Origin of the sequence: Methylobacterium ajmalii, from assembly GCF_016613415.1 — a bacterium.
Classification (GTDB): domain Bacteria; phylum Pseudomonadota; class Alphaproteobacteria; order Rhizobiales; family Beijerinckiaceae; genus Methylobacterium; species Methylobacterium ajmalii.
In genome coordinates this window covers 1-25,582 of record NZ_JACWCT010000170.1, presented here as the reverse complement: position 1 = coordinate 25,582, position 25,582 = coordinate 1, and the positions used below count along the sequence as shown (strand labels likewise).

Genomic DNA, 25,582 nt, shown 5'->3' with positions numbered 1-25,582 from the left:
CCGCGGGCCCGATCGTCACGGCGTCATCACTAGCCCAGCCGGAGAGCGGCCAGAAGCCGTGGAACGCGGCTTCCGGCGCATGGCCCGGGATACGCCCATGCACCGTTCCGCCCAGACTCGCGCAACACCCGCCTGCCCCACCTAACCCCCGGCGTTCGACCTTGCGGAACGCCCGCACCCTGGAACGGTTATCGGGTACGCCAGCCCGGGCGGGGTGGCGCGCCGTCTCGGCGCGCGCCGGCACCGGGCTCCCCGTGTTTCGAAAGACGGTCACGCCCATGCTGAGCGACAGCGGCTCCTCCGCCCGAACGGGCACGATCCCGATCACCCTCACGGTCAACGGGCAGGAGCGCCAGCTCCAGGTCGCGCCCTGGACCACGCTCCTCGACCTCCTGCGCGAGGAACTCGACCTCACCGGCACCAAGAAGGGCTGCGACCACGGCCAGTGCGGCGCCTGCACGGTGATCGTCGACGGCAAGCGGATCAATTCCTGCCTGGCGCTGGCGGTGCAGAAGGACGGGGCCGAGGTCACCACCATCGAGGGCCTGTCGTCGGGCGCCCTCCACCCGGTCCAGGCCGCCTTCGTCGAGCACGACGCGTTCCAGTGCGGCTACTGCACGCCGGGCCAAATCATGTCGGCGGTGGCCCTGATCGAGGAGGGCCGGGCCCGCACCCGCGAGGAGATCCGCGAGCACATGAGCGGCAACATCTGCCGCTGCGGCGCCTATTCCAACATCGTCGACGCGGTCGAGGATGTCCTGAAGAGCAAGACCTCGTCGTTCAAGGAGGCCGCGGAATGAACCGGTTCGAGTATACCCGCGCCGGCACCGTCCAGGAGGCCGTGCAGGCGCTGGCCGCCGATCCCGCGGCGCGCTTCATCGCCGGGGGCACCAACCTCGTCGACCTGATGAAGTACAATGTCGAGCGGCCCGGCCGCATCGTCGACATCACCCGCCTGCCCCTCGACGAGATCGTCCAGCACGACGGCGGCCTGCGCCTCGGCGCGCTGGTGCCCAACGCCACGGTCGCCTACGACCCGCTGGTCAACGAGCGCTATCCCCTGCTCGCCAGCGCGCTGCTCGCCGGCGCCTCGCCGCAGCTGCGCAACGCCGCCACCACCGGCGGCAACCTGCTCCAGCGCACCCGCTGCTACTACTTCTACGACGAGGGCACGCCCTGCAACAAACGGGAGCCCGGCAGCGGCTGCCCGGCGATGACCGGGGTCAACCGCATCCACGCGATCCTGGGCGCCTCCGATACCTGCATCGCCACCCACCCCTCCGACATGTGCGTGGCGCTCGCCGCCCTCGATGCCACCGTGCAGGTCGAGGGGCCGAACGGCCGGCGCAGCATTCCCTTCGGCGAGTTCCACCGCCTGCCCGGCGACGAGCCGCAGCGCGACACCACGCTGCGGCACGGCGAGATCGTGCTCTCGGTCGACCTGCCGGACGAGGATTTCTCGAAGCACTACACCTACCTGAAGCTGCGCGACCGGCTGTCCTACGCCTTCGCGCTGGTCTCGGTGGCCGCCGCCCTCGAGATGGACGGCGACACGATCCGCACGGCGCGCCTGGCGCTCGGCGGCGTCGCCCACAGGCCCTGGCGCAACGCGGAAGCCGAGAGCCGCCTCCAGGGCAAGCCGGCGACCGAACAGACCTTCCGCGAGGCCGCCGACGTGATCCTGGCCGAGGCCCGGCCCTACGCCCACAACGCCTTCAAGGTCGAGCTGGCGCGGCGCGCCATCGTGCGGGGACTGTCTCAGGCCGCCGCCGGCACGCCGCAATCCCAGACCGACAAGCGCATCGCCTGAGGTAAGCCATGGCCACCCCCTCCCACTACGTCGGCACCGCCCGGAGCCGGCTCGACGGCCCCGCCAAGGTGACGGGCGCCGCCAAGTACGCCGCCGAGTTCACCGCCCCCGACCTCGCCCACGGCGTCGTCGTGTCGAGCGCCATCGCCAAGGGCCGCATCACGGCGATCGACACCACGGCCGCCGAGGCGGTGCCCGGGGTGATCAAGGTGTTCACCCACGAGAACCGGCCGCGCACCGCCTGGCTCGACTACAATTACCGCGATCAGGTCGCGCCCCCCGGCTCGCCGTTCCGGGCGCTGAACGGGCCCGAGATCGTCTATGGCGGCCAGCCGGTGGCGCTGGTGGTGGCGGAGAGCTTCGAGCTCGCCCGCCACGGCGCCAGCCTCGTCAAGGTGACCTACGCCGAGGAGGTGCCCAACACCGATCTGGCGAAGAACCGCGACGCGGCCTACGTGCCGCCCAAGAAGCGTTCCGGCATCAAGCCGCCGCCGGACCCGCGCGGCGATGCGGCCGGCGCCTACGACGCGGCCCCGATCCAGCTGCGCCACGAATACAAGCAGGCGATCGAGCACCACAACCCGATGGAGCCGCACGCCTCGACGGTGGTGTACGAGGGCAAGGGCAAGCTCACCATCCACGACAAGATCCAGGGCGTGAACAACACCCAGGGTTACGTCTGCAGCGTGTTCGACCTGAAGCCCGACGACGTGCGGGTGATCACGCCCTACGTCGGCGGCGGCTTCGGCTCGGGCCTGCGGCCGCAATACCAGCTCTACCTCGCGGTCTCGGCCGCCCTCGACCTCGAGCGCTCGGTCCGGGTGGTGCTGACCCGCGACCAGATGTTCACCTTTGGCTACCGGCCCGAGACCTACCAGACGGTGGCGCTCGGCGCCGACAAGGACGGCCGGCTCCAGGCGCTCACCCACGACGCGGTGGCCGGGACCTCGACCTTCGAGGACTACCAGGAGGCGGTCGTCAACTGGTCGGGCCTGCTCTACCACTGCCCGAACGTCACCCTCGACTACAAGCTCGCCAAGATCGACACCTACACCCCGTCCGACATGCGGGCGCCGGGCGCGGTCACCGGCATCTTCGCCCTCGAATCGGCGATGGACGAGCTGGCCTACGCCACCGGCGTCGATCCGCTGGAATTGCGGCTGCGCAACTACGCCGAGCGCGACGAGGGCGAGGGCAAGGACTTCACCTCCAAGGCCTTGCGTGCCGCCTACGAGCAGGGCGCGCAACGCTTCGGCTGGTCGAAGCGCAAGGCGGAGCCGCGCTCGATGCGCGACGGGCGCGAGCTCGTCGGCTGGGGCATGGCGACCGGCGTGTGGGAGGCCATGATGATGCAGTCGAGCGCGAGCGCCACGCTCACGCCCGACGGCAAGCTCGAACTCGCCTGCTCCACCGCCGATCTCGGCACCGGCACCTACACGATCCTCGCCCAGATCGGCGCCGACGCCCTCGGCCTCGACCTCGACCACGTCACCACCCGGCTCGGCGACACCGCACTCCCCGAGGCGCCGCTCGCCGGCGGCTCCTGGACCGCGGCCTCCTCGGGCGCGGCCGTGCAGGCGGCCTGCCGCACGGTGGCGGAAAAGCTCTTCGGCTACGCCCGCGGCATGGCCGATTCGCCGCTCGCCAACGCCGACTTCGCCCACGTCACCTTCGCGGGCGGCGAGATCCGGCTCCAGAGCGATCCCGCGCGAAAGGTCGGAATCGCCGCGGCGATGCGGGCCGGCGGCGTCGAGCGGGTCGAGGCGACCGAGAAGGTGAAGCCCAGCATGCTCACCAACATGCGCTTCTCGGCCTACACCCACTCGGCGGTTTTCGCCGAGGTGAAGATCGACGAGGATCTCGGCGTGGTGCGGGTGACCCGGGTGGTCAGCGCCATCGCGGCCGGCAAGATCCTCAACCTCAAGACCGCCCGCAGCCAGATCCTCGGCGGGGTGGTGATGGGGATCGGCGCGGCGCTCGAGGAGGAGTCGATGCTCGACCACACCCTCGGCCGGATCATGAACCACAATCTCGGCGAGTACCACGTGCCGGTGAACGCCGATATCCACGACATCGACGTGATCTTCGTCGACGAGCACGACGACAAGGTCAGCCCGCTCGGCGTCAAGGGGCTGGGCGAGATCGGCATCGTGGGCGCGGCGGCGGCAGTGGCGAACGCGGTGTTCCACGCCACCGGCAAGCGGATCCGCGAGCTGCCGATCACCATCGACAAGATCATCGCCTGACCCATCTCGACGGGTGAGGGTTTGCAAGGGGCGGGGCCTTCGGGCCTCGCCCTTCGCGTTTTTGCACGGGGAGTACCGCCCATGGACGTCAACAGCGTCGCCGCCGGCGAGGTCGAGATCACCTACGAGGCCTCGGGACCCGACATGGGCCAGCCGGTCCTGCTGCTGCACGGCTGGCCGGACGATCCGCGCACCTTCGATCGCGTGGTGCCGCTCCTCAACGCCGCCGGCTGGCGCACCATCGTGCCCTACTGGCGCGGCTGCGGGCCGACGAAGTTCCTCGACGCGAACACGCCTCGGACCGGCGAGCCGGCGGCGCTCGCCACCGACATCCTGGCCTTCATGGACGCCCTCGGCTTCTCGCGCCTGCCGGTGATCGGGCACGATTGGGGCGCGCGGGTCGCCTACCTCATCGCCGCCGCCCGGCCGCAGCGCGTCACCTCGATAACCGCCCTCTCGGTGCCCTGGGCGCCCGGCCGCCTCGGCGTGCCGCCGCTGCCGCAGGTGCGGGCCTTCTGGTACCAATGGTTCATGAACACCGAGCCGGGCGCCGCCTTCGTGCGCGAGAACCCGCTCGCCTTCGCCCGCGAGCAATGGGTGGCCTGGAGCCCGCCCGGCCCGTGGTTCACCGACGAGACCTTCTCGAAGACCGCGCCCTCGCTCCAGAACCCGGACTGGGCCGCAATCACCCTCAACTTCTACCGCTCGCGCTGGGGCGCCGACGCGCCCGACCCGCGCTTCGCGGAATTGCGGCAGGCGGCCGAGGAGGCCCGCAGCATCGACGTGCCGACCCTGGTGATCCACGGGGCCGCCGATACCTGCCTGCTGCCGGCCTCGTTCGAGGGCCAGAAGCAGTTCTTCACCGGCACCTACCGCCAGGTCGAGCTGGAGGGCGTCGGCCACTTCCCGACCCGCGAGGCGCCCGAGAAGGTCGCCGAGGCGCTGCTGGCGCATCTGGGCGAGGTCGGGGAGCATTGATGGGCGGGCACGCCGGCTCGGTCCTCGTAGCTCCTGCCGTACGCCATCCTGATTCGCGTGGAGACCCGCCGAGCGCGGGCCTCCCCATTTCCCGCCCGCGCAGGGCCGGCTCGAGCGGCGCCCCGACGTCGACCGCGTCGCCCAGGATCGCTCGACCGAGCATGCCCGAGGCGCACGCCCCTCGGGCGCACCGGGTCGCCGATCGATGGTATTCTCGAAGCACCGCAGGATTCCGGCCGCCTGGTCCACGACATCATCGCGGCCGGCAGCATCTCCCGGGGGATGCCGAGCGCCGCACGAACAGGATGCAGGTCAGGGCGGCGCGATCGTCCAGCCGAGGACGCCCACCCTCCGGGCGAGGTGGGTGCGGTGGCAGAAGCGGGGCGATCGCAGTCCAGAGATCGTCGGGAAGAAGCGGGCGAGCCCTACCAGACAACGCCCAACCGACCCGATCGAGCCGTTCTGTTAGTTAGGTGGTCTCATTCAGTGTGAGAGCGATGTGGCGCGGCGGTGAGGCCTACGTGATGGCTCTCATCCGACCCCTCTCCACCGGAGTCGAGACCGCCGACGGCAACGGCATGGCAGGCGCCATTCCCTCCTCGATTGGAGGCCGGGTCCGGTGGCTCACCTGCGATCGAAACCTCTGTCGGACAACAGGCGCTTGCCGACAGGTGACGGGCCGCTCGGCCCTCGTACCGCCTCCTTCGGGCCCACCTCCGCAGGACATGCGGCTTCGCCGCCAATCGATCCCCTCGGTGCCCGGCTTATCCCCTGGGCTTCGGCGCCGCCTTGCCCGCCTGTCCCGGCGGCTGGGCACAGCCGGCCTGCTTGCCCTTGGCGCTGTCGTCCTTGCCGCCCGGCACGAACATCGCCGAAACACGGCCGCCCGCGACCGGGTCCATGTTCGCCCGGCCGGTATTCATGTCGTAGACGAGGCGCGAGCCGCGGGTGACGTTCTGGCACTGGCTCAGCACCACGTTGCCGGTGAGCACGACGCGGTTCGCCACCCGGTCGAACACCGCGTTGTCGCCGCTCGCCACCTGATCCTTCGACACCACCGTGACCGGGCCGGCGCAGACCACCTGGCGGATCGCGCTGCCGTCGGTGGGATCGGACGATTTTTCGGGTTTCTCGACCTTGGGCTCGGGCTTCGCCTCGACCTTCACGGCCTTCTCGACGGGCTTGGCATCCGGGGGCTGGGTGAGGGAGGCCTTGGCGTCGGGCTTGGCCTCGGGCGCCTTCGCCTCCGCCTTGCCCTTCGGCTCCTTCTCCTTGCGCTGGTAGTGCACGGTCATGCTGGAGCAGCGGATGGTGCTCTCGCCCTGCACCGCCACGACGTTGCCGGCGAAGATCGCCTTGTTCTCGCGGTCGAACACGTCGAGGCGGTCGGCGTCGATCTTGATCGGCTCCTTGCCGCCGCCGCTGCCGAAGGCGCCGAAGCCGGAGCCCGCCTCCTTCTTCTTGATGGCGGGCGCGGCCGGGGTCTCGGCCCGCGGGACGGAGGGCAGGGCGAGCGTCGCGAGGGTGAGGCAGCCGAGCGCCGCGAGGGCCGGGAGACGGGGCACGGGCTCAATCGTCCTTGATCTGGGCCTCGGTGGTCCGCAGCGGCGGATCCTGCTCCGAGGTCTCGGAAGGGGCGTGGTTGGAGAAGACCGCCTTGACGTTGCCGACGAACGAAATGGTCTTGCCGCTCTCGGTCACCTCGAGGCCGTCGGACCGGATCGAGCCGGTCGGCATCGTGACGGTGACAGCCTCGCGCGAGGACATCGCGCCGGCCTTGAAGTCGACATGGGCCGAGGTGAGGCGCGCCTCCTGGCCCTTGTCGGTCCAGAGGCGGATATGCTGGCTCAGCTCCAGCGCCTCCTTCTGGGTGTCGAAGATGCCGGCCGTCGCCTCGATATGGGCGAGCCCCCCCGATTCGTCGGTGGTGAGGCGCCCGAGCATGTTCTGCAATTCGATGACGAAGGGCTTGCGCACGTCCTGGAGCGCGGCCTTCGCGGTGACCACGTAGGGGCGGTTGTCCTTCGAGCGGTAGCCCGAGAGGCGCGGGCTCTCCATCGTCACCTTCGAGCCCGAGACGCCGATCGAGCCGAGGCTGACCGAGACGCCGAGATCGGCGAACGGGTTGAGCCAGGTGCCGACCACGATGGCCAGCCCGGCCGCGCCCGCGCCGAGGGGGATCGCGCGGCGCAGCCAGCGCACCTGGGCGCTGTGCCGGCGGGCGCGGGTGTGGGCGCGCAGGCGCCGGGAATCGAGGGCCGGGCCGGCCGGGGACGGGACCGCGTCGAGCAAGGTTGTGGCCACCTGCGTCATGCCGAGACCCGGGCGGGGTGCGCGGGACACGCCCCACCCCTGCCCCGGTCCGGTGTCGAAGTTATGGCCGGAAGGTTAACAGAACGGCCAGGTTTCTGTCTCGGCCCAGTGTCTCACGACACTCCCGTCGGGCCACCGCCCCACCGGATGCCGACGGCGATCGGGAGCGTCGTGAAATGCACTCAGCTATGCGCGAAGATGTCGGTCTCGTCCCATTCGAGCAGGTCGAGGCGGGCGCGGGTCGGCAGGAAGTCGAAGCAGGCTTGCGCCAGGGCGGCGCGGTCCTCGCGGGCGAGCATCGCGTCGAGGCGGGCGCGCAGGGCGTGGAGGTGCAGCACGTCCGAGGCCGCGTAGTCGATCTGCGCCTGGGTCAGGGTGTCGGCGCCCCAGTCGGAGGATTGCTGCTGCTTCGACAGGTCGACGCCGAGGAGCTCGCGCACCAGGTCCTTCAGGCCGTGCCGGTCGGTGTAGGTGCGGGCGAGCCGCGAGCCGATCTTGGTGCAGTAGACCGGCCCCGGCATCACGCCGAGGCGATGGTAGAGCACCGCGAGGTCGAAGCGGGCGTAGTGGAAGATCTTGGTGACCGCCGGATCGGCCATGACCCGCTTGAGCACCACCGGCTCGGGGCCGGCCTTGGGAATCTGCACCAGGTCGGCCTCGCCGTCGCCGCGGGAGATCTGCACCACGCAGAGCCGGTCGCGGTGGGGCTGGAGGCCGAGGGTCTCTGTGTCGACCGCGATGGCCGGGCCCGGCACGTAATCGTCGGGCAGGTCGCCGCGGTGCAGGCGATGGGGCATGGGAGGCGCGTCCGGGGCAACGTCGAGAGGGGTTGCCCCGGCGCCTAGCACCCCTCCCCCGGGCCGGCAAGGATGCGCCCAAGGCTGCGCCGGGAATCCGGGCGGTCAGGACTTCTGGCGGGCGATGACCTTGTCCTTGATGTCCTCGTAGACGTTCGACGGGACGATCTTCTTCGACAACAGCTCGTCCTTGCCGCGATAGGGCCGGCCCTTGACGATCGCCTCGGAGCGCGCCGCGCCGATGCCCTTCAGGGTCTCGAGCTCCTGCTTGCTGGCACTGTTGAGGTCGATGAGGGCGGGCTTGCCGGCTTGCGCCGGTTGCGCGGCGGGGGCGGCCTTCGGGGCCTCGGGCGCCTTGGGGGCGACCGGCGCCGCCGGGGCCGTCGTGCTGGGAGCGGGCCGCGTCGTCGGGGTCGACGGCGCCGGGGTCTGGGCGAGAGCGGGGCCCGCAGCGAGAAGGGCGGTCAGCGCCAGGGCGCGGGTCAGGCGGGGAAAGCGCGTCATCGGGAAGAGCTCCGATCGTGCCGCCCTCGGGTGCCCGGGCCTGGGCAGTCCGGAGCGGCTGGACCCATCATGCGACCTTCGCCGTTGAACGGCACCTTAATGGGTGCATGAATGGGTGTATGACGGGCCGGGCGGATTTCTGAGATCGGTCCCCTAGCCAGGAGCGCGCGTCTCCTCTATAGACCCCGCTCCGATCAGGATCGCGACGCGCGCGGCGGCTCCGCCCGGGAGCAGCTTCGCGCCTATTTTGTTGCACGGGATACAGTTCCAATGGCCGTTCCGAAGCGAAAGACCTCCCCGTCGCGGCGCGGCATGCGCCGTTCCGCCGACGCCCTCAAGGCCCCGACCTACGTCGAGGACAAGGATTCTGGCGAGCTGCGCCGCCCCCACCACATCGACCTGAAGACCGGCATGTACCGCGGTCGCCAGGTCCTGAAGGTCAAGTCCGACGCGTGATGCGGTTCGGCGGCGCCTCCGCGCCGCCGCTGACCGGCACGGGATGACGGCGCCCCTCGCGGGCGCCGTTCTCGTTTGTGGGCCGTCTCAGACCGGGCGGCGCCCCGCCCGCCACAGCCACAGGGCCGAGAGTCCGAGGAGGGAGGCCGCGACCGCCCCCGTCGGGCCGAGCCCGTCCCCGCCGCCGGCCCCGAAGGCGCGCACCGCGAGCGGGCCGGCGATCTGCCCGGCCGCGAACGCGGCGGTCATCCGGGCGAGCAGCGGCGTCGGGTCGTCGGGCCGCGCCTCGCGCGCCAGCTGCAATCCCGCCATGGTGGCGATCATGAAGGTGCCGCCGACGAGGAGCGCCGAGGCGGCGACCGCCCAGAGGGCGTGGATCGCGACCGGCAGGGCGGTGCCGAGCGCCATCAGGCCCTGCGCCGCCGCCCAGAGCCGCCGGCGCGGAACGGCCGCGAGGTAGCGGGCCGCGCCCGCCACCGACAGGATCGCCGCGAGGCCGAAGAGCGGCCAGGCCAGGCCGAAGACCAGCGGATCGGGCGCGAGGTCGCGCGCCATCGCCGGCAGGAACGTCCCCGGCACGATGTAGCCGAACCCGAACAGGCCGTAGCACAGGATCAGCGCGCCCTGCCCGTCGGCCGCACCCCGCGCGACCGCCGCGGCCTCGCGCTCCGGGGTTCCGGCCGGGATCGCGTCGGCGCCCCGGGCGAGGAATCCGGCGAGCAGCACGCCGGCGACGGCGAGACCGCCGAGCTCGAGCCACAGCCGGGCTGCCGGCTGGCGCCCGCCGAGCCAGGCGAGCGCTCCGGCAAGCGCGATGCCGAGGCCCACCCCGGTATAGATCCAGGCGCCCAGGCGCCCCGCCCCACCCCGCGCGAGCGCGGCCAGGCACCAGCTGCTGGCGCAGACGAGCGCCCAGGCGCTGAACAGGCCGGCCGCGGCGCGTAACGCCGTGCCGAGGAGGGCCGGCGCGGGCGCGCCGGCGAGCGCCATCGCGAGGGTCGTCAGCGCCACGCCGGCGAGGCTCGCGGCCAGACCACGACCCGGATTGCCGGAGAACCGACCCGCGGTCAGCGCACCGGCGAGGTAGCCGAGATAGTTCGCCGCCGCCCACTCGGCGCCGGCCTCCGCGGTCAGGGTGCCGTCGCGCAGCATCAACGGCAACAGCGGCGTGAAGGCGAAACGGCCGATGCCCATCGCGACCGCGAGGGCGAGGACGCCGCTCGCGACGACGGGCCAGGTCGCGGGTCGCGGGGCGGAGCGGGCGGGGGACGCAAGCGGCGTGTGCATGCCGGGATCAGACACCCGGGCACTCATTCTTGGAAAATGAATTTTTCTGATATATCGTTCTCTCTATGAGAACGATGGATCTCGACGATCTGCACATCTTCCGCTGCGTGGTGCGGGAGGGCGGGGTGACGCGGGCGGCGAGCCTGCTCAATCGGGTGCCGTCCAACGTGACCACCCGGATCAAGCAGTTCGAGGAGCGGCTGGGCGTCCCCCTGTTTCGCCGCGAGGGCCGGTCGCTCGCCCTCACCGAGGCCGGCCGCACCCTGCTCGGCCATGCCGAGAAGCTGCTGCAGCTGGCGGACCTCGCCGAGCGCGAGCTGCGCGGCGGCGGCGTGCGGGGCGTGCTGCGGCTCGGCTCGATCGAGAGCGCCGCCGGTGCCCGGCTGCCGCCGATCCTCTCGGCCTTCCACGCGCACCATCCCGACGTGACGATCGAGCTGCAGACCGGCACCACCCGGGCGATGCTGCGCCAGCTCGAACGTCACGAGGTCGAGGCGGCCTTCGTGTCCGAGCCGTTCGAGCACGGCCCGCTGTCGTCGATGCCGGCCTTCGACGAGGAGCTGGTGCTGATCGCCGCGAAGGGCACGGCGGAGGCGGGGCCGGAGCGGGCCCGGACCGTGGTGGCGTTCCCGCACGGCTGCTCCTACCGCCAGCGCCTGTTCGCCTGGCTCGCCGAGGCGGGCCGGTCGCCGGAGCGGATTCTCGAGATGAGCTCGTACCACGCCATCGTGGCCTGCGTGGCCGCCGGGACCGGAGCCGCCATCGTGCCGGCCGCGGTGCTCGACCATGCCGTGCTCGCCACGGCGGTCGCGCGCCACCCGTTGCCGGACCACCTGCGGCTCAGCCGCACCCACCTCGTCTGGTCGGGGGAGGCCAGCCCGCCGCTGCGCTCGCTGATGACGTTGCTGGAGCCGGAGGCGCGCGCGAGGCGATCGTAGCCCGTCGACGTTCTCGCGCGGCCGTTCGCCGGGTCACGCCCGACGCCCCGTGTTCGTGAAATCCCCCGGGAGCCGAACGCCGGCTCAGAGATCGCCGCCCGCCGCGTAGCGCGCCGAGGCGACCTGCGAGCGATGAAGCCGCGAGGGCCGCAAGCCCCCGTCCGGCCCGTCGATGAGCTGGACCAGGAAGGTGGCGAGCGGGCGGGCCGGCACCGCGGGGACGGGCGTCGGCGCCTGGATCGGGACGAGGGCCCGCCCGGGCGGGTCCGGGTGCGGGACGGGCGTGTCGGGCTGGGACATGGCACGGACTCCGCGGATCGATGCGCCGTCAACGTCGCAAGGGCCCTGCCGTGTTCCGCCCTCCCCCGCGGTCCCGCGCTACTTCTTGGCCAGCGCCTCGAGCCGGCTCTGCATCTCGGCCATCTGGCGCTTGATGTCGTCGAGCTCGGCCTTCGGAGCCGGGGCTGCCGGGACCGGCGCCTCGGCCGGAGCGTCGGGGCTCCCCGGCTGGCCGCCCGGGCCGAACGGCGTGAACATCCGCATGGCCTCGTTGAAGAAGCTCATGTTGGCCCGCACCTGCTCCTCCATGGCGTGCTGGAAGGCGGTGGGGCCGAAGGTCTGGGACATCTTCTCGCGCAGGCCGTCCTGCTCGCGGGCGAGGTGGTGCATGGAATGCTCGAGGAAGCTCGGCACCATCGCCCGCATGCTGTCGCCGTAGAAGCGGATCAGCTGGCGCAGGAACGCCACCGGCAGGAGGTTCTCGGCCCCTGCCTTGTTCTCCTGCTCGAAGATGATCTGGGTCAGCACCGATCGGGTGATGTCCTCGCCCGACTTGGCGTCGTAGACCACGAAGTCCTCGCCGGCCTGCACCATCGCGGCGAGGTCCTCGAGGGTGACGTAGGTCGAGGTGCCCGTGTGGTAGAGACGCCGGTTGGCGTACTTCTTGATGACGGTGGGTGTCGACTTGCCGCTGTCCGCCATCGGTGCGTTGTCTCCCTCTTGGCGAACCCGGCGGGAACTGGACGGTACCGGGCGAGCCGAATTTTCACCGTGTCTCATGAACCGACCTTAAAGCCTTCGTGTGCCGGCGAAAACAGCAATCTGCGCGCCGTCCACGCAAACTGGCCGCGCTGCCAGCGCGATAACGGACGGAGCATGCCTTGACTTCCCGGAGGGCAAAGCTTTCATCCACCCCAAAGCGCGTGAGGCGCGGCCGCCGGGAGATCGCGCCGGCGGCAGCCCACGACGCTGGGAGAGGGTCAGGAGAGGCGCATGGCTGAGAAGGCAGATATCGTCATCGTGGGTGCGGCCCGCACCCCGGTCGGCTCGTTCAACGGGGCCTTCGCCACCGTCCCGGCCCACAAGCTCGGCGCGGTCGCCATCAAGGCGGCGCTCGAGCGCGCCAAGGTCTCCCCCGAGGAGGTCGACGAGGTGATCTTCGGCCAGGTGCTCGCCGCGGGCGAGGGCCAGAACCCGGCCCGCCAGGCCGCCATGGCCGCCGGCATCCCGCAGGAGAAGACCGCCTGGGGTCTCAACCAGCTCTGCGGCTCGGGGCTGCGCACCGTCGCGGTCGGCATGCAGCAGATCGCCAACGGCGACGCCGACATCATCGTGGCCGGCGGCCAGGAATCGATGTCGATGGCCCCCCACGCCCAGTACCTGCGCGGCGGCCAGAAGATGGGCGACCTCAAGCTCGTCGACACGATGCTGAAGGACGGCCTGATGGACGCCTTCAACGGCTACCACATGGGCAACACCGCCGAGAACATCGCCCAGCAGTGGCAGCTGACCCGCGAGGAGCAGGACGCCTTCGCGGCCCGCTCGCAGAACAAGGCCGAGGCCGCCAAGAAGGACGGCCGCTTCAAGGACGAGATCGCCCCCGTCACCGTGCCCGGCCGCAAGGGCGACGTGGTGGTCGACACCGACGAGTACATCCGCGACGGCGCGACCCCCGAGGGGATGGCCAAGCTGAAGCCAGCCTTCTCGAAGGACGGCACGGTCACCGCCGGCAACGCGTCGGGCATCAACGACGGCGCCGCCGCCCTGGTGCTGATGTCGGCGGCGGAGGCCGAGAAGCGCGGCCTCAAGCCGCTCGCCCGCATCGCCTCCTGGGCCACCGCCGGCGTCGACCCGAAGATCATGGGCACCGGCCCGATCCCGGCCTCGCGCAAGGCGCTGGAGAAGGCCGGCTGGAAGGCCTCCGACCTCGACCTGATCGAGGCCAACGAGGCCTTCGCCGCCCAGGCGCTCGCGGTCAACAAGGACCTGGGCTTCGACGATGCGAAGGTCAACGTGAACGGCGGCGCCATCGCCATCGGCCACCCGATCGGCGCGTCCGGCGCACGCGTCCTCGTCACGCTGCTGCACGAGATGCAGCGCCGCGACGCCAAGAAAGGCCTCGCCACGCTCTGCATCGGCGGCGGCATGGGCGTCGCCATGTGCCTCGAGCGCTGAACGCCGCACGCGTCGGCACAGGCTCGATCGATCGATCAAGTCGCGCTGAAATATTAGCCGCGCGACGAGGGGCGGCCGGAAGTCCGGCCGCCCCTTACAGTTAGTACTTAAAGAAGCGGGACAGCACCCGCCTTCGTTGTGGAACGTCGGCCTTCCGTAAAGTACCACGGAGATGCGCCGAGGGATGAAACCGCTCGCACGTCCAAGAGGAGAGGGCACATGGCAGAACGCGTCGCACTGGTCACCGGCGGCACCCGCGGCATCGGCGCCGCGATCTCGAAGGGGCTGAAGGAGGCCGGCTACAAGGTCGCGGCGAATTACGGCGGCAACGACGAGGCCGCGCAGGCCTTCAAGGCCGAGACCGGGATCCCGGTCTTCAAGTTCGACGTCGGCGATCCGGCCGCCTGCGAGGCCGGCATCCGCGCCGCGGAAGCCGAGCTCGGCCCGATCGAGATCCTGGTCAACAATGCCGGCATCACCCGCGACGGCATGTTCCACAAGATGACCTTCGAGCAGTGGCAGGCGGTGATCCGCACCAACCTCGACTCGATGTTCACCTGCACCCGTCCGCTGATCGACGGCATGCGCTCGCGCGGCTTCGGCCGCATCATCCTGATCTCGTCGATCAACGGCCAGAAGGGCCAGATGGGCCAGACCAACTACTCCGCCGCCAAGGCCGGCGTGATCGGCTTCGCCAAGGCGCTGGCGCAGGAGAACGCCAACAAGGGCATCACCGTCAACGTGATCGCGCCCGGCTACATCGGCACCGAGATGGTGAAGGCGATCCCCGAGGAGGTGCTGAAGGCCAAGATCCTGCCGCACATCCCGGTCGGCCGCCTCGGCGAGGCCGAGGAGATCGCCCGCGCGGTCGAGTTCCTGGCCGGCGAGCAGGCGGGCTTCATCACCGGCTCGACGCTGACGATCAACGGTGGCCAGTACTTCGCCTGATGCAAGAGCGGGGGCGCCGGTCCGGCGCCCCCGCTTCCGTGGTTACTGCGTCAGCGGGCACCCGCTCGCCTTGGCCGACAGGAAGGCCTTGTCGCCCGGAATGGTCGCGAGCAGCTTGTAGTAGTCCCACGGCGCCTTTGACTCGGCCGGCGACTTGACCTGGAACAGGTACATGTCGTGGACCATGCGGCCGTTGGCCTGCACCGTGCCGCCGCGGCCGAAGAAGTCGTCGACCTTCAGTTCGCGCATCTTGGCCGCCACCGCGTCGGTGTCGTCGGTGCCGGCGGCCTTCACGGCCTTCAGGTAGTGCAGCACCGAGGAATAGGTGCCGGCCTGGATCATGTTCGGCATCTTGCCGGTCTTGGCCATGAACCGCTTGGCGAAGGCCCGGGCCTGGTCGTCGAGGTCCCAGTAGTAGCCTTCCGTCAGCACGATGCCCTGGGCCGCCTTGAGGCCGAGGCCGTGGACCTCCGAGAGCGTGAACAGCAGGGCGGCGAGCCGCTGCCCGCCCTGGACGATGCCGAATTCCGCCGCCTGCTTGATCGCGTTCGAGGTATCGAGCCCGGCATTGGCGAGCCCGATGATCTTGGCGCCCGACCCCTGCGCCTGGAGCAGGAACGACGAAAAGTCCTGGGCGCTGAGCGGATGGCGCACCGCGCCCACCACCTTGCCGCCCTTCTGGGTGACGTATTGCGTCACGTCGGCCTGCAGCGCGGTGCCGAAGGCGTAGTCGGCGGTGAGGAAGAACCAGGTGTCGCCGCCGGTCTCGACCAGCGAGCCGCCGGTGCCGACCGCGAGCGCGTGGGTGTCGTAGGCCCAGTGGAAACCGTAGGGCGTGCACTGCTTGCCGGTGAGATCGGACGTGGCGGCGCCGTCCACGATGGTGATCTTGCGCTTCTCCTTCGACAGGCCCTGCACGGCGAGAGCCACCGAGGAGGTGGTCAGCTCCATGATCGCGTCCACCTTGTCGGTGTCGTACCACTGGCGCGCGACGTTCGAGGCGATGTCGGGCTTGTTCTGGTGGTCGGCGTCGACGATCTGCACCGGCACGTCGAGGACCTTGCCCCCGAAATCCTCGACCGCCATCTTGGCCGCCTCGACCGAGCCGCGGCCGCCGAAATCGGCGTAGACGCCCGACTGGTCGTTGAGGATGCCGATCTTCACCACGCCGTCGGAGGCGCCCTTCGGTGCGGCATTCTGGGCCTGGGCGGCGACGGCGAAAGCCAGCCCGGCGGCGAGGGCGGTGGTGCGGGCGAGCGCCCGGCTCAAGCGTGTCATGATGTTCCTCCCCGGGCCGCGGTTGTTTCCCCGCCGGCCGTCGTCCTTGCTGATCGCAGCACGGCAGCTAGGGCGGTGCCGGGGCGGGAATCAAGCGGCGTCGTCCGCCCCCTCCCCCCGTCTTTCGCAGCACGGCCACGCTCGTGCCGGGCGACGGCTGCCTTTTGGGTGCACGGCTCCCTATATGGGCCTATAAGGCGCCCGCGGCGCGCGCCACTACCGCTACGATCGATCGCAGGTTCACGATGCTGGGTTCCCTTGCCAAGAAGATCTTCGGGTCGTCCAACGACCGCCGGGTGAAGGGATACCGACCCCGCGTCCAGGCCATCAACGCCCTCGAGCCCGAGCTGGCCGCCCTGTCCGACGAGGCCCTGCGCGCCCGCACCGACGCGCTCAAGGCCGAGCTCGCCGCCGGCAAGACCCTCGACGACATCCTGGTCCCGGCCTTCGCCACCGTGCGCGAGGCGGCCAAGCGCGTGCTCGGCCAGCGCCACTTCGACGTGCAGATGATCGGCGGCATGGTGCTGCACGAGAGCGGCATCGCCGAGATGAAGACCGGGGAGGGCAAGACCCTGGTGGCGACGCTCGCCACCTACCTCAACGCCCTGTCGGGCAAGGGCGTGCACGTCGTCACGGTCAACGACTACCTCGCCCGCCGCGACGCGGAATGGATGGGGCGGGTCTACCGCTTCCTGGGCCTCACCACCGGCATCATCGTGCACGGGCTCGACGACGCCGAGCGCAAGGCCGCCTATGCCTGCGACATCACCTACGGCACCAACAACGAGTACGGCTTCGATTACCTTCGCGACAACATGAAGTACGAGCTGGGCCAGATGGTCCAGCGCGGCCACAACTTCGCGATCGTCGACGAGGTCGATTCGATCCTGATCGACGAGGCGCGCACCCCGCTGATCATCTCCGGTCCGATCGACGACCGCTCCGACCTCTACACCATGATCGACGCGGTGATGCCGCGCCTGGTGCGGGAGGATTACGACCTCGACGAGAAGCAGCGCACCGTCTCGCTGACCGAGGCCGGCAACGAGCACATCGAGGAATTGCTGCGCGAGGCCGGCATCCTCAAGGAGGGCGACCTCTACGACGCCCACAACGTGACGCTGGTCCACCACGTCAACCAGGCTCTGCGCGCCCACACCCTGTTCACCCGCGACAAGGACTACATCGTCCGCAACGACGAGGTGGTGATCATCGACGAGTTCACCGGCCGCATGATGCCCGGCCGGCGCTACTCGGAGGGTCTGCACCAGGCGCTCGAGGCCAAGGAGCGGGTCGAGATCCAGCCCGAGAACCAGACGCTCGCCTCGATCACCTTCCAGAACTACTTCCGGCTCTACAAGCACCTCGCCGGCATGACCGGCACCGCCTCGACCGAGGCGGACGAGTTCCACGAGATCTACAACCTCGAAGTGGTCGAGATCCCGACCAACAAGGAGGTCGAGCGCGTCGACGAGGACGACGAGGTCTACCGCACCGTCGACGAGAAGTACGCCGCGATCATCAAGGAGATCGACAAGGCGCATGCCCGGCTGCAGCCGGTGCTGGTCGGCACCGGCTCGATCGAGCGCTCGGAGCACATCGCCGGCCTCCTGGTGAAGCACGGCTACACGCCGCTCGACTACAGCGACCCGTCGGCGCTGGAGGACGTCTACGCGGCGGCCCGCGAGGGCCGGGTGACCAAGCGCTTCGCGGTGCTGAACGCCCGCTTCCACGAGCAGGAAGCCTACATCGTGGCCGAGGCGGGCGTGCCCGGCGCGATCACCATCGCCACCAACATGGCCGGCCGCGGCACCGACATCAAGCTCGGCGGCAACCTCGACATGCGCATCGAGCAGGAGCTCGCCAACGTCCCCGAGGGGCCGGAGCGCGACGCCCGCATCGCGACCCTGAAGGCCGAGATCGACCAGAACCGCGCCAAGGTCCTGGCCTCGGGCGAGCCCGCCGACCCGGAGGCGGGACGCAAGACCGCGCTGCCCGGCGGCCTCTACATCGTCGGCACCGAGCGCAACGAGAGCCGGCGCATCGACAACCAGCTGCGCGGCCGCTCCGGCCGCCAGGGCGATCCCGGCCGCTCGAAGTTCTACCTCTCGCTTCAGGACGACCTGATGCGGATCTTCGGCTCCGACCGCATGGACGGCATGCTCCAGCGCCTCGGGCTCGAGGAGGGCGAGGCGATCATCCATCCCTGGATCAACAAGGCGATCGCCAAGGCGCAGCAGAAGGTCGAAGCGCGCAACTTCGACATGCGCAAGAACGTGCTGAAGTACGACAACGTCATGAACGACCAGCGCAAGGTCGTGTTCGAGCAGCGCCGCGAGTTCATGGCGCAGGAGAGCGTCCGCGAGACCGTCGACGAGATGCGCCAGGGCGTGATCGACGACGTGGTGGCGCGCCACATCCCGGAGGACGCCTATCCGGAGCAGTGGGACATCGCGTCCTTGCGCGAGAGCGTGACCCGCGACCTCAACCTCGACGTCCCGGTCGAGGACTGGGCCAAGGAAGAGGGCATCGCCGACGAGGAGATCCGCGAGCGCCTGCGCAAGGCGGCCGACGAGGCCTATGCCGAGCGCACCGCCCGCAACACCCCGGAGGTGATGGCCTACGTGGAGAAGCAGGTGCTGCTTCAGAGCCTCGACCATCTCTGGCGCGAGCACCTCGTCACCCTCGACCACCTGCGCCAGGTGATCGGCTGGCGCGGCATCGCCCAGCGCGATCCCCTCAACGAGTACAAGTCGGAGGCGTTCGACCTGTTCAACAGCCTCGTCGGCTCCCTGCGCGAGCAGGTGACCGGCCAGCTGATGCGGGTCGAGATCATGTACCAGGAGCCGGAGCAGCCGAGCCTGCCGCCGATGTTCGCCCAGCACCTCGATCCCGTGACCGGCGAGAACGAGTTCGCCTTCGCGGAGGGCGCGGCGGGCGGCGGGGGCGGCGCCTACGAGTTCGCCGGCCAGGCGCTCGCCGCCGACGCGCCGGTGCTGGAGCGCAACCCCGACGATTCCACCACCTGGGGCCGCGTCGGCCGCAACGAGCCCTGCCCCTGCGGCTCGGGCAAGAAGTACAAGCACTGCCACGGTCGCTTCGCCGCGGACGAGTGATCGGCCCCCGAGGCCTTTCTCCCAAGCCTCTCGCTGCCGTGCGCCTGCCCCCTCCCCCTTGTGGGGAGGGGTTATGGGGATCGAAGATCCCGCGTGGGGGTGGTGCAGAATGGGGCGTCGAGTTCTACGCGGCACCACCCCACCTCCAACTCCTCCCCACAAGGGGGAGGAGAGGCGCGCGACCTTCAATGGGTAAACCGCTCGAACCGAGTTGTGTGAATACGCTAGAGCACTTCACGATCGCGCTGCAATCGCGAAGCTCTCCAAGTCATTGTTTTGTCGCATTTTCTGCGACGAGCCGGTTTCCACTTCGTCGGAAAATGCTCTAGCCGCCCGCGGGGAGAGGGGAAACACGCGTCTCCTCCTTTCCCCGGACAGCCCTGCTCCGCGGGGTGGGGACCGTGATCCTCACATCGCCCGCATCGTCCGGTCCACGGCCGCCTGCACGCCGCCGAAGCGGCCGGACAGGCGCTCGCTCACGCACATCTGCACGGTGGTGCCGTAATACAGCATCCCGTAGCTCTTCTGCTTGCGGCAATCGTAGACCGGCTCGGCGAGGAGCGCGCCGGCGATGACGGCCGGTACCGCCAGGATCTTCGCGACGGTCCCGAGCCCCCGGAGCCAGCCGCCCCCGGTCCGTCGATCCGGCACGAGGACGATCTCGATGGTGCGCACCTCGCGCGCGTCGGGACGGTCGGCGAAACCATCCTGCCCGCGCGCCGGACGTCGAGAGTCCGGCTCGAAACGCTGAGAGAACCGATCGGGCACGATGGCGGGCGCTGCCGCCCCGATCATCCCGCTATGCTGCGCGAAGATCGTCCGGCGGAGTTCGGCGTTCGTCGTGGCCATGGTGGCACCTCATCCCGATGTGAGGCATCCTGTGCCTCGGTCTCCGGGATCTGTGCGTGCGGCGTGCCAACGGTAACCGATCGGAAACCATTTCGGATCGGCACATTTCGCTGCGTCAAGGGCGAACAGTGGTACCGCCGCCGGCCCGCTCGTTCCATGGTTGTATCAGGACGGATCAGGGACGGCGCCTCCCGCCCCCCTCCCCGGCCAGCGGCTTCTCGTAGCGCCAGGCGGTGGTGCCGTCCTCGTAGTAGTCCGTCACGGTCTCGAAGCGGCGGTAGCCGCTGCGCTCGTAGAGGCGGATGCCGGCGCCGTTGTCCTCGCGGACCTCGAGCCGCAGCCGGTCGCACTCCCGCGCCAGGGCCTCGGCCTCGGCGGCCGCGAGCAGCACCCGGCCCAAACCCGTGCCGGCCCGGCTCGGCGCCACCGCGATCGAGGACAGACGGGCGCGCCGGCTGCCGCGGCGGCGCTCGATCGTGGCAGCGCCGACCAGGACCGCGTCGTCGAGGGCGACGAGCAGCGAGATCGACGGCGAGCCGATGGCGTGGCGGATCGCCCGGCGCTCCGCCCGGTCGGTGGCGAAGGCCGCGGCCTCGAGCGCCACCAGGGCGTCGAGGTCCTCGGGACGCGCCGGCCGGATGGTGACGGCCGGCGCCTGGGCGGGGCGCGCGCTCACGCGGCCTTCCACGGATAGGTCCAGGTCTCTGTCAGGGTCTGGCCGCGCGCGCGCAGGAAAGCGCGCAGCTCCGTCGACTGCCCGGCCCCGTCGAGCCGCACGTCGATCGCCGCGCGGAAGCCCTTCACGTGGAGGTTGGGCACCAGGGAGATCGCGGTGATCTTGCCGGCGGTGGTCGAGGGCACGATCTCGACCGCCTTCGGGTCGGTGAGCCAGTAGGCGAGGTCGCCGCCGGAGAAGTCGACGAGGAAGCGCCGGGTGCGCGGCTCGCTCGCATCCGCCGTGCCGCCGCTCGCCGTGGTGCGGGCGACGTAGGTGTTCACCACCCGCCCGCCGGGATGCAGGTCGTCGGTCTCGGCGAGCGAGCGGATCTTGTAGGACAGCTCCACCGCCTCGCCGGGCTTGTAGGGCTGCTTCGGCTGCCAGGAGGCCACGATGTTGTCGTGGGTCTCGTTCTCGGTCGGCAGCTCGACGAGGCGCACCGTGCCCTCGCCCCACTCGCCCTGCGGCTCGACCCAGTAGCCCGGGCGGCGGTGGTAGAACGCCTCGAGGTCCTGGTAGTCCTCGAACACCCGGTCGCGCTGCATCAGCCCGAACCCCTTCGGGTTGCGGTCCTCGAAGGCCGAGACCCAGCGCTCCTTGGGGTTGCGCAGGGGCCGCCAGATCCACTCGCCGCCGCCCGACTGCATCAGGAGCCCGTCGGAATCGTGCAGCTCGGGGCGGTAATCGTCCGAATGGTGGCGGTCGTTCTCGCCGATGAAGAACATCGAGGTCAGCGGCGCGAGGCCGACCGTCGCCATCTCGCGGCGCGGAATGAGCGTGCAGCGCACGTCGACCACGGTCTCGTCGCCCGGATAGACCAGGAACTGGAACGCGCCGGTGCAGGACGGCCCGTCGAGCAGCGCGTAGATCACCGCCCGGTCGGCACCCTTCGGCGGCATCTCGATCCAGAACTCGCGGAAGACCGGGAATTCCTCCGGCCCGCCGACGCCCTCGACGTTGACGGCGAGCCCCCGGGCCGAGAGCCCGTAGAGCTGGTCGCGGCCGAGGAAGCGGTAGTAGCTGGCGCCGAGGAACGAGATCAGCTCGTCGAGCACGCCCGGCTTGTTGAGCGGATAGTGCAGCCGGAAACCGGCGAAGCCGAGATTGACCGGCAGCGGCTTGTCGATGGTGGTGCGACCGTAATCGAACAGGGCCGGCTGGTAGGGCACCGGCGTCGGCACCCCGTCCCGCACCACGTTCACGACGACCGGGCGGGTATAGAGGAAGCCGAGGTGGAAGAGCTGGAGCCGGAACGGCCCGTCCTGGTCTCCCAGGAGGGCCTTGTCGGGCCGGAAGCGGATGTCGCGCCAGGCATCGTAGTCGAGGGAGGCGAGCGGCGCCGGCAGCGGCGCGACGCTCGCCTCGAACGGGGCGCCGGCCAGGGCCTTCGCGCGCCGCACCACCTCGTCGAAGCGGAAGCGCGGCGGGCCGGAGGGCGCCGGGGCGGGCTCGGGCGGCGGCAGGGCGCTCGGGCCGGGCTGGGTCGGCCCGACCTGGGCGGAGGCCGCCCGGCTGAGGGCGGCGGAGGAGAGCAGGCCGGCGAGGAGCGCGCGGCGCGAGGGCGAGATCGTCATGGTGTCCCGGAGGATAGGGCGCGGGTCCTGAACGCGCGCCTCTTTGCTGTCTGTCGCCGGGTTGAATGGCGCGTCCGGCGCCGCTTGAGAAGGCCCCGCGGCGCGACGGCCTCTCCAGGGGGCGTGGCGCGCGGGCCACGCCGGGGAAATCCGGCGAAAAACCCCGCGATGGGGCTTGCGGCGGGGGGCCGTGGTCCGTATCTACCGCCTTGCCCAATTTCGCACGTGCCTGTGGCCGCGTGCCGGTTGGTGGGCATCCGGACAAGAGGCCGGACAGCCGCCAGGGGTCTTAAAGGATCGATGGCCGGGAAGGGTGGATCCCTCCGGCCGGCATCCAGGTGGAAACACCGGACCCCGACAACAACCGGCAGCCGGAGGCAAAACCGGCGAACCCCGCTCTCCACGGGGGACGCAGCTTAAAGCAACGACGAACGGGCTTTTTTGGTCTCGTCGGCCCTCCAAAGGCCGACACCGAAGAGGCTTGTTTCTCCTTGCCCCGAGTGCGGATCGGGTTTCCCCGTTCCAAGCAAAGGCAGCTTCCGGGTGCTCTGTGCCCGCGACGCACGGCGTGTCTCCACAGCACGTCCGCGCCGCGCCGCATCGCCCCCTGACGCCGGACGGCCGACGCGCGCCGTCTTGATCTCGACATCGGGTTCCCGCGGGAGCCCTCTCGAACCTTTGGTGGGGCTGATCATGACCGATCGCATCCGCGATTTCCTGCGCGTGCGCCGCGAGCTCGGCCGGGACGAGGGTCCCGTGATGGTCCTCGACCTCGACGTCGTGCGCGACAACTACACCGCCTTCGCCCGTGCCCTGCCGGACACCCGGGTGTTCTACGCCGTCAAGGCGAACCCGGCCCCCGAGGTGCTGCGCGCGCTCGCCGAGATGGGCTCCTGCTTCGACACCGCCTCGGTGGTCGAGGTCCAGATGGCGCTCGCCGCCGGCGCCACCGCCGACCGGGTGTCGTTCGGCAACACCATCAAGAAGGAGCGCTGCATCGCCCGCGCGCTGCAGCTCGGCGTGCGGCTCTTCGCCGTCGACTGCCAGGCCGAGGTCGACAAGATCGCCCGCGCCGCCGACGCGGTCAAGGTCCCCCGCGGGGACGTGCAGGTGTTCTGCCGCATCCTGTGCGACGGCGCCGGGGCCGAGTGGCCGCTCTCGCGCAAGTTCGGCTGCGTGCCCGAGATGGCGGTGGACGTGCTCGAGCACGGCACCCGGGCGGGCCTGCACGCCTACGGCGTGTCGTTCCACGTCGGCTCGCAGCAGGGCAACACGGAAGCCTGGGACGGGGCGCTCGCCTCGGCCGCGATGATCTTCCGCGAGTGCGCCGATCGCGGCATCCATCTCTCGATGGTGAACCTCGGCGGCGGCTTCCCGACCAAGTACCTCAAGGCGGTGCCGGGCGTGGAATCCTACGGCGACGCGATCTTCCGGGCGCTGACCAAGCATTTCGGCAACCAGCTCCCCGAGACGATCATCGAGCCGGGCCGTGGCATGGTCGGCAATGCCGGCATGATCGAGGCCGAGGTCGTCCTGGTCTCGCAGAAGTCGGACGCCACCGACGAGGTGCGGTGGGTCTACCTCGACATCGGCAAGTTCGGCGGCCTCGCCGAGACGATGGACGAGTCGATCCGCTACCGCATCCTCACCGAGCACGACGAGGACCGCACGGTCCCCTGCGTGCTCGCCGGCCCGACCTGCGATTCGGCCGACGTGCTCTACGAGAAGACCCCGTACCCGCTGCCGATCTCGCTCGCGATCGGCGACAAGGTGCTGATCGAGGGCGCGGGCGCCTACACCACCACCTACGCGGCGGTGGCGTTCAACGGCTTCCCGCCGCTCCAGTCCTACGTGATCTGATCCGGGTCTCCCATCGAGGTCCGGGGCCGACACGGCGCTGACCCAACGGAACGATGCGCCGGGTTCCCCGTTCTAGGGAGCCCGGCGCATCGACGCCTCTCCTCGTCACCCATCCTCAAGTCCCGGACGGCCCGCCGATGCGGCGGGTGCGAGGGCTGTCCTTTGCCCGTCTTCTGTCAGTCTCGGGAGGGTACGGCCATGATCCAGATCCGCGACGAGCGCGCCGCCGATGTCGCCGCCCGCGAGCACCTGCTCGACGCGTGCTTCGGCGAGGCCCGCTTCACCAAGACCTGCGAGCGCCTGCGAGAGGGCCGCCTTCCCGCGGAGGGCCTCGCCCTCGTGGTCGAGCTCGACGGCCGACTGGTCGCCACCGTGCGGCTGTGGGACGTCGATGCCGGGGGCACGCCCGCCCTGATGCTCGGACCGATCGCCGTCGAGCCCGGCCTCCACGGCCTCGGCATCGGCCACGGGCTGATGCGCGCGGCGCTCGCCCGCGCCGCCGCCCTCGGTCACCGGGCCGTGATCCTGGTCGGCGACGCGCCCTACTACGCCCGCTTCGGCTTCACCCGCGAGCGGGTCGGCGGCTTGCGCCTGCCCGGCCCCTACGCGCCGGAGCGCTTCCTCGCCCTTGACCTCGTGCCCGGTACGCTGGACGGCGCCGACGGCATGGTGCGGGCGACCGGCCGCCACGATCCGTCCGCCGGCCTGGCGGGCGAAGGCTACCGCGCCGCGGCGTGACGACGGGGAGCCGGGGCGAGGGCTGTGCCCTCGCCGGCCATCCGCCTTGGAGCGGTACGGGGTCTCCAACGCCCGCGCTGGCTACGGGGACGAACCGGCGCGACGGCGGCGGACGGCATCGATCGCCTTTCATAACCGAGGCCGGTGGACGAGTCCTGTCCGGCCTCATCCCGAGTCGTACGTCGCCCGCCGGAAGCCGGTACGTACCTCGCGGATCGGGGACTCGCTCCATCGGGGCATGACGCGGCGGTCGGCGCGACGCGACGCGACGCCTGAAATAAATTCTGCATCTGCTGTTTTGTCGCAGCGGTTCCGGTGGCCACACTCGTTTCGTGCGCTTTTTTAGCTTACAATCCTAAGGTCGATACCTTCCCCTGCGAGATCTAGCACTACTTGGGCACTTTGAGATCAGAGGGCAAGCGGAAGCGGTGCTGGCAGCAGGGGCACTGGACGGGCGAGAGTGGTCAGCCCCCATCGGAGTGGTCCGCGCTGAAGTATGGCTTTGAGCCGACGGAGGACGGACGCGATGGGAACGAAGAAGCACAAACCGGAAGAGGTTGTGGCCAAGCTGCGGCAGGTGGACGTGCTGGTCTCGCAGGGTCAGAGCGTGGCTGACGCGATCCGGGGTATCGGCGTGACCGAGGTCACGTATTACCGCTGGCGCAAGGAGTTCGGTGGGCTGAAGTCCGACCAGGTGCGCCGGATGAAGGAGCTGGAG

At 70.4% G+C, this 25,582-nt stretch carries 23 protein-coding genes and 1 pseudogene; 12 read left to right on the top strand and 12 right to left on the bottom strand.

Going from position 1 to position 25,582, the window contains the following annotated elements; genetic code table 11:
- The first annotated feature begins 278 nt into the window (after positions 1-278).
- From HPY23_RS30100 to HPY23_RS30085, 4 genes are all read left to right on the top strand, one after another.
- Positions 279-800: a (2Fe-2S)-binding protein gene (locus HPY23_RS30100; protein WP_048426467.1), complete on the top strand. Its 522-nt coding sequence runs from the start codon at positions 279-281 to the stop codon at positions 798-800.
- Positions 797-1,810 (top strand): FAD binding domain-containing protein, encoded by a 1,014-nt coding sequence (locus HPY23_RS30095; RefSeq protein WP_091889363.1) that lies wholly within the window; start codon positions 797-799, stop codon positions 1,808-1,810. The genes HPY23_RS30100 and HPY23_RS30095 overlap by 4 nt, the downstream gene beginning before the upstream one ends.
- Before the next feature lie 8 nt (positions 1,811-1,818).
- Positions 1,819-4,056, top strand: a complete 2,238-nt coding sequence (locus HPY23_RS30090) for a xanthine dehydrogenase family protein molybdopterin-binding subunit (protein WP_091889365.1) — start codon at positions 1,819-1,821, stop codon at positions 4,054-4,056.
- An 81-nt stretch (positions 4,057-4,137) separates the two neighbouring features.
- Positions 4,138-5,034 carry an alpha/beta fold hydrolase gene (locus HPY23_RS30085; RefSeq protein WP_091889367.1) on the top strand — a complete coding sequence of 299 codons (897 nt, stop codon included), beginning with the start codon at positions 4,138-4,140 and terminating at the stop codon, positions 5,032-5,034.
- Positions 5,035-5,288: 254 nt separating this feature from the next.
- On the opposite strand, the pseudogene HPY23_RS30080 reads toward HPY23_RS30085, so the two are convergent.
- The 5 genes and pseudogenes from HPY23_RS30080 to HPY23_RS30060 form a co-directional block, all read right to left on the bottom strand.
- A pseudogene (locus HPY23_RS30080) lies at positions 5,289-5,470 on the bottom strand (transposase); the annotation flags it as partial.
- A gap of 328 nt (positions 5,471-5,798) precedes the next feature.
- Positions 5,799-6,599, bottom strand: a complete 801-nt coding sequence (locus HPY23_RS30075; protein WP_244537655.1) for an LptA/OstA family protein — start codon at positions 6,597-6,599, stop codon at positions 5,799-5,801.
- Positions 6,600-6,603: 4 nt separating this feature from the next.
- The gene (lptC, locus tag HPY23_RS30070; protein WP_244533677.1) at positions 6,604-7,338 is read right to left on the bottom strand and encodes an LPS export ABC transporter periplasmic protein LptC; all 735 of its coding nucleotides are present in this window, start codon (positions 7,336-7,338) and stop codon (positions 6,604-6,606) included.
- A 191-nt stretch (positions 7,339-7,529) separates the two neighbouring features.
- Positions 7,530-8,144 carry a ribonuclease D gene (locus HPY23_RS30065; RefSeq protein ID WP_060850682.1) on the bottom strand — a complete coding sequence of 205 codons (615 nt, stop codon included), beginning with the start codon at positions 8,142-8,144 and terminating at the stop codon, positions 7,530-7,532.
- A gap of 105 nt (positions 8,145-8,249) precedes the next feature.
- Complete coding sequence (locus tag HPY23_RS30060) at positions 8,250-8,648, bottom strand: ComEA family DNA-binding protein (RefSeq protein ID WP_091889369.1); 399 nt, start codon at positions 8,646-8,648, stop codon at positions 8,250-8,252.
- 270 nt (positions 8,649-8,918) lie between these two features.
- On the opposite strand from HPY23_RS30060, the gene rpmF reads away from it, so the two are divergent.
- Complete coding sequence (gene rpmF / locus HPY23_RS30055; protein WP_048425702.1) at positions 8,919-9,104, top strand: 50S ribosomal protein L32; 186 nt, start codon at positions 8,919-8,921, stop codon at positions 9,102-9,104.
- Between the two features lie 87 nt (positions 9,105-9,191).
- Here the strand turns inward: rpmF and HPY23_RS30050 are convergent, their stop codons facing one another.
- A complete protein-coding gene (locus HPY23_RS30050) occupies positions 9,192-10,391 on the bottom strand; it encodes a YbfB/YjiJ family MFS transporter (RefSeq protein WP_091889371.1) in 1,200 nt (399 codons plus the stop codon).
- Between the two features lie 74 nt (positions 10,392-10,465).
- On the opposite strand from HPY23_RS30050, the gene HPY23_RS30045 reads away from it, so the two are divergent.
- The gene (locus HPY23_RS30045) at positions 10,466-11,329 is read left to right on the top strand and encodes a LysR family transcriptional regulator (RefSeq protein ID WP_175540039.1); all 864 of its coding nucleotides are present in this window, start codon (positions 10,466-10,468) and stop codon (positions 11,327-11,329) included.
- 84 nt (positions 11,330-11,413) lie between these two features.
- On the opposite strand, the gene HPY23_RS30040 is transcribed toward HPY23_RS30045, so the two are convergent.
- Entirely contained in the window at positions 11,414-11,629 is a 216-nt protein-coding gene (locus tag HPY23_RS30040) for a hypothetical protein (protein ID WP_060850685.1), read from the bottom strand.
- Positions 11,630-11,707: 78 nt separating this feature from the next.
- On the bottom strand, positions 11,708-12,310 hold the full coding sequence (gene phaR / locus HPY23_RS30035) for a polyhydroxyalkanoate synthesis repressor PhaR (RefSeq protein ID WP_091889375.1): 603 nt from the start codon (positions 12,308-12,310) through the stop codon (positions 11,708-11,710).
- A 291-nt stretch (positions 12,311-12,601) separates the two neighbouring features.
- Here phaR and HPY23_RS30030 point away from each other — a divergent pair, with 291 nt between their 5' ends.
- Together HPY23_RS30030 and phbB are read left to right on the top strand one after the other, a co-directional pair.
- Positions 12,602-13,783, top strand: a complete 1,182-nt coding sequence (locus tag HPY23_RS30030) for an acetyl-CoA C-acetyltransferase (protein WP_060850687.1) — start codon at positions 12,602-12,604, stop codon at positions 13,781-13,783.
- A 219-nt stretch (positions 13,784-14,002) separates the two neighbouring features.
- The gene (gene phbB, locus HPY23_RS30025) at positions 14,003-14,731 is read left to right on the top strand and encodes an acetoacetyl-CoA reductase (RefSeq protein ID WP_060850688.1); all 729 of its coding nucleotides are present in this window, start codon (positions 14,003-14,005) and stop codon (positions 14,729-14,731) included.
- Between the two features lie 42 nt (positions 14,732-14,773).
- On the opposite strand, the gene HPY23_RS30020 is transcribed toward phbB, so the two are convergent.
- Positions 14,774-16,009: an ABC transporter substrate-binding protein gene (locus HPY23_RS30020; RefSeq protein WP_060850689.1), complete on the bottom strand. Its 1,236-nt coding sequence runs from the start codon at positions 16,007-16,009 to the stop codon at positions 14,774-14,776.
- 245 nt (positions 16,010-16,254) lie between these two features.
- Here HPY23_RS30020 and secA point away from each other — a divergent pair, with 245 nt between their 5' ends.
- Positions 16,255-19,125, top strand: coding sequence for a preprotein translocase subunit SecA (secA, locus tag HPY23_RS30015; RefSeq protein ID WP_091889377.1), 2,871 nt, complete (start codon positions 16,255-16,257; stop codon positions 19,123-19,125).
- 408 nt (positions 19,126-19,533) lie between these two features.
- On the opposite strand, the gene HPY23_RS30010 is transcribed toward secA, so the two are convergent.
- From HPY23_RS30010 to HPY23_RS30000, 3 genes are all read right to left on the bottom strand, one after another.
- A complete protein-coding gene (locus HPY23_RS30010) occupies positions 19,534-19,974 on the bottom strand; it encodes a hypothetical protein (RefSeq protein WP_091889379.1) in 441 nt (146 codons plus the stop codon).
- Positions 19,975-20,149: 175 nt separating this feature from the next.
- Complete coding sequence (locus tag HPY23_RS30005) at positions 20,150-20,650, bottom strand: GNAT family N-acetyltransferase (protein WP_175540040.1); 501 nt, start codon at positions 20,648-20,650, stop codon at positions 20,150-20,152.
- Entirely contained in the window at positions 20,647-22,266 is a 1,620-nt protein-coding gene (locus tag HPY23_RS30000; RefSeq protein ID WP_060850693.1) for a glucan biosynthesis protein G, read from the bottom strand. The genes HPY23_RS30005 and HPY23_RS30000 overlap by 4 nt, the downstream gene beginning before the upstream one ends.
- Before the next feature lie 693 nt (positions 22,267-22,959).
- On the opposite strand from HPY23_RS30000, the gene HPY23_RS29995 reads away from it, so the two are divergent.
- From HPY23_RS29995 to HPY23_RS29985, 3 genes are all read left to right on the top strand, one after another.
- On the top strand, positions 22,960-24,126 hold the full coding sequence (locus HPY23_RS29995) for a type III PLP-dependent enzyme (protein ID WP_091889392.1): 1,167 nt from the start codon (positions 22,960-22,962) through the stop codon (positions 24,124-24,126).
- 198 nt (positions 24,127-24,324) lie between these two features.
- Positions 24,325-24,864 (top strand): GNAT family N-acetyltransferase, encoded by a 540-nt coding sequence (locus tag HPY23_RS29990; RefSeq protein WP_091889380.1) that lies wholly within the window; start codon positions 24,325-24,327, stop codon positions 24,862-24,864.
- Positions 24,865-25,390: 526 nt separating this feature from the next.
- Positions 25,391-25,582: transposase (locus HPY23_RS29985; protein ID WP_200647236.1), on the top strand; the 192-nt coding region annotated here is incomplete at its 3' end.

Bases quoted from the DNA above. Each gene is read 5' to 3' on its own strand.
- HPY23_RS30100 (WP_048426467.1), top strand. From the start codon at position 279: ATGCTGAGCGACAGCGGCTCCTCCGCCCGAACGGGCACGATCCCGATC.
- HPY23_RS30095 (WP_091889363.1), top strand. From the start codon at position 797: ATGAACCGGTTCGAGTATACCCGCGCCGGCACCGTCCAGGAGGCCGTG.
- HPY23_RS30090 (WP_091889365.1), top strand. From the start codon at position 1,819: ATGGCCACCCCCTCCCACTACGTCGGCACCGCCCGGAGCCGGCTCGAC.
- HPY23_RS30085 (WP_091889367.1), top strand. From the start codon at position 4,138: ATGGACGTCAACAGCGTCGCCGCCGGCGAGGTCGAGATCACCTACGAG.
- HPY23_RS30065 (WP_060850682.1), bottom strand. From the start codon at position 8,144: ATGCCCCATCGCCTGCACCGCGGCGACCTGCCCGACGATTACGTGCCG.
- HPY23_RS30060 (WP_091889369.1), bottom strand. From the start codon at position 8,648: ATGACGCGCTTTCCCCGCCTGACCCGCGCCCTGGCGCTGACCGCCCTT.
- rpmF (WP_048425702.1), top strand. From the start codon at position 8,919: ATGGCCGTTCCGAAGCGAAAGACCTCCCCGTCGCGGCGCGGCATGCGC.
- HPY23_RS30050 (WP_091889371.1), bottom strand. From the start codon at position 10,391: ATGCACACGCCGCTTGCGTCCCCCGCCCGCTCCGCCCCGCGACCCGCG.
- HPY23_RS30045 (WP_175540039.1), top strand. From the start codon at position 10,466: ATGGATCTCGACGATCTGCACATCTTCCGCTGCGTGGTGCGGGAGGGC.
- HPY23_RS30040 (WP_060850685.1), bottom strand. From the start codon at position 11,629: ATGTCCCAGCCCGACACGCCCGTCCCGCACCCGGACCCGCCCGGGCGG.
- phaR (WP_091889375.1), bottom strand. From the start codon at position 12,310: ATGGCGGACAGCGGCAAGTCGACACCCACCGTCATCAAGAAGTACGCC.
- HPY23_RS30030 (WP_060850687.1), top strand. From the start codon at position 12,602: ATGGCTGAGAAGGCAGATATCGTCATCGTGGGTGCGGCCCGCACCCCG.
- phbB (WP_060850688.1), top strand. From the start codon at position 14,003: ATGGCAGAACGCGTCGCACTGGTCACCGGCGGCACCCGCGGCATCGGC.
- HPY23_RS30020 (WP_060850689.1), bottom strand. From the start codon at position 16,009: ATGACACGCTTGAGCCGGGCGCTCGCCCGCACCACCGCCCTCGCCGCC.
- secA (WP_091889377.1), top strand. From the start codon at position 16,255: ATGCTGGGTTCCCTTGCCAAGAAGATCTTCGGGTCGTCCAACGACCGC.
- HPY23_RS30010 (WP_091889379.1), bottom strand. From the start codon at position 19,974: ATGGCCACGACGAACGCCGAACTCCGCCGGACGATCTTCGCGCAGCAT.
- HPY23_RS30000 (WP_060850693.1), bottom strand. From the start codon at position 22,266: ATGACGATCTCGCCCTCGCGCCGCGCGCTCCTCGCCGGCCTGCTCTCC.
- HPY23_RS29995 (WP_091889392.1), top strand. From the start codon at position 22,960: ATGACCGATCGCATCCGCGATTTCCTGCGCGTGCGCCGCGAGCTCGGC.
- HPY23_RS29990 (WP_091889380.1), top strand. From the start codon at position 24,325: ATGATCCAGATCCGCGACGAGCGCGCCGCCGATGTCGCCGCCCGCGAG.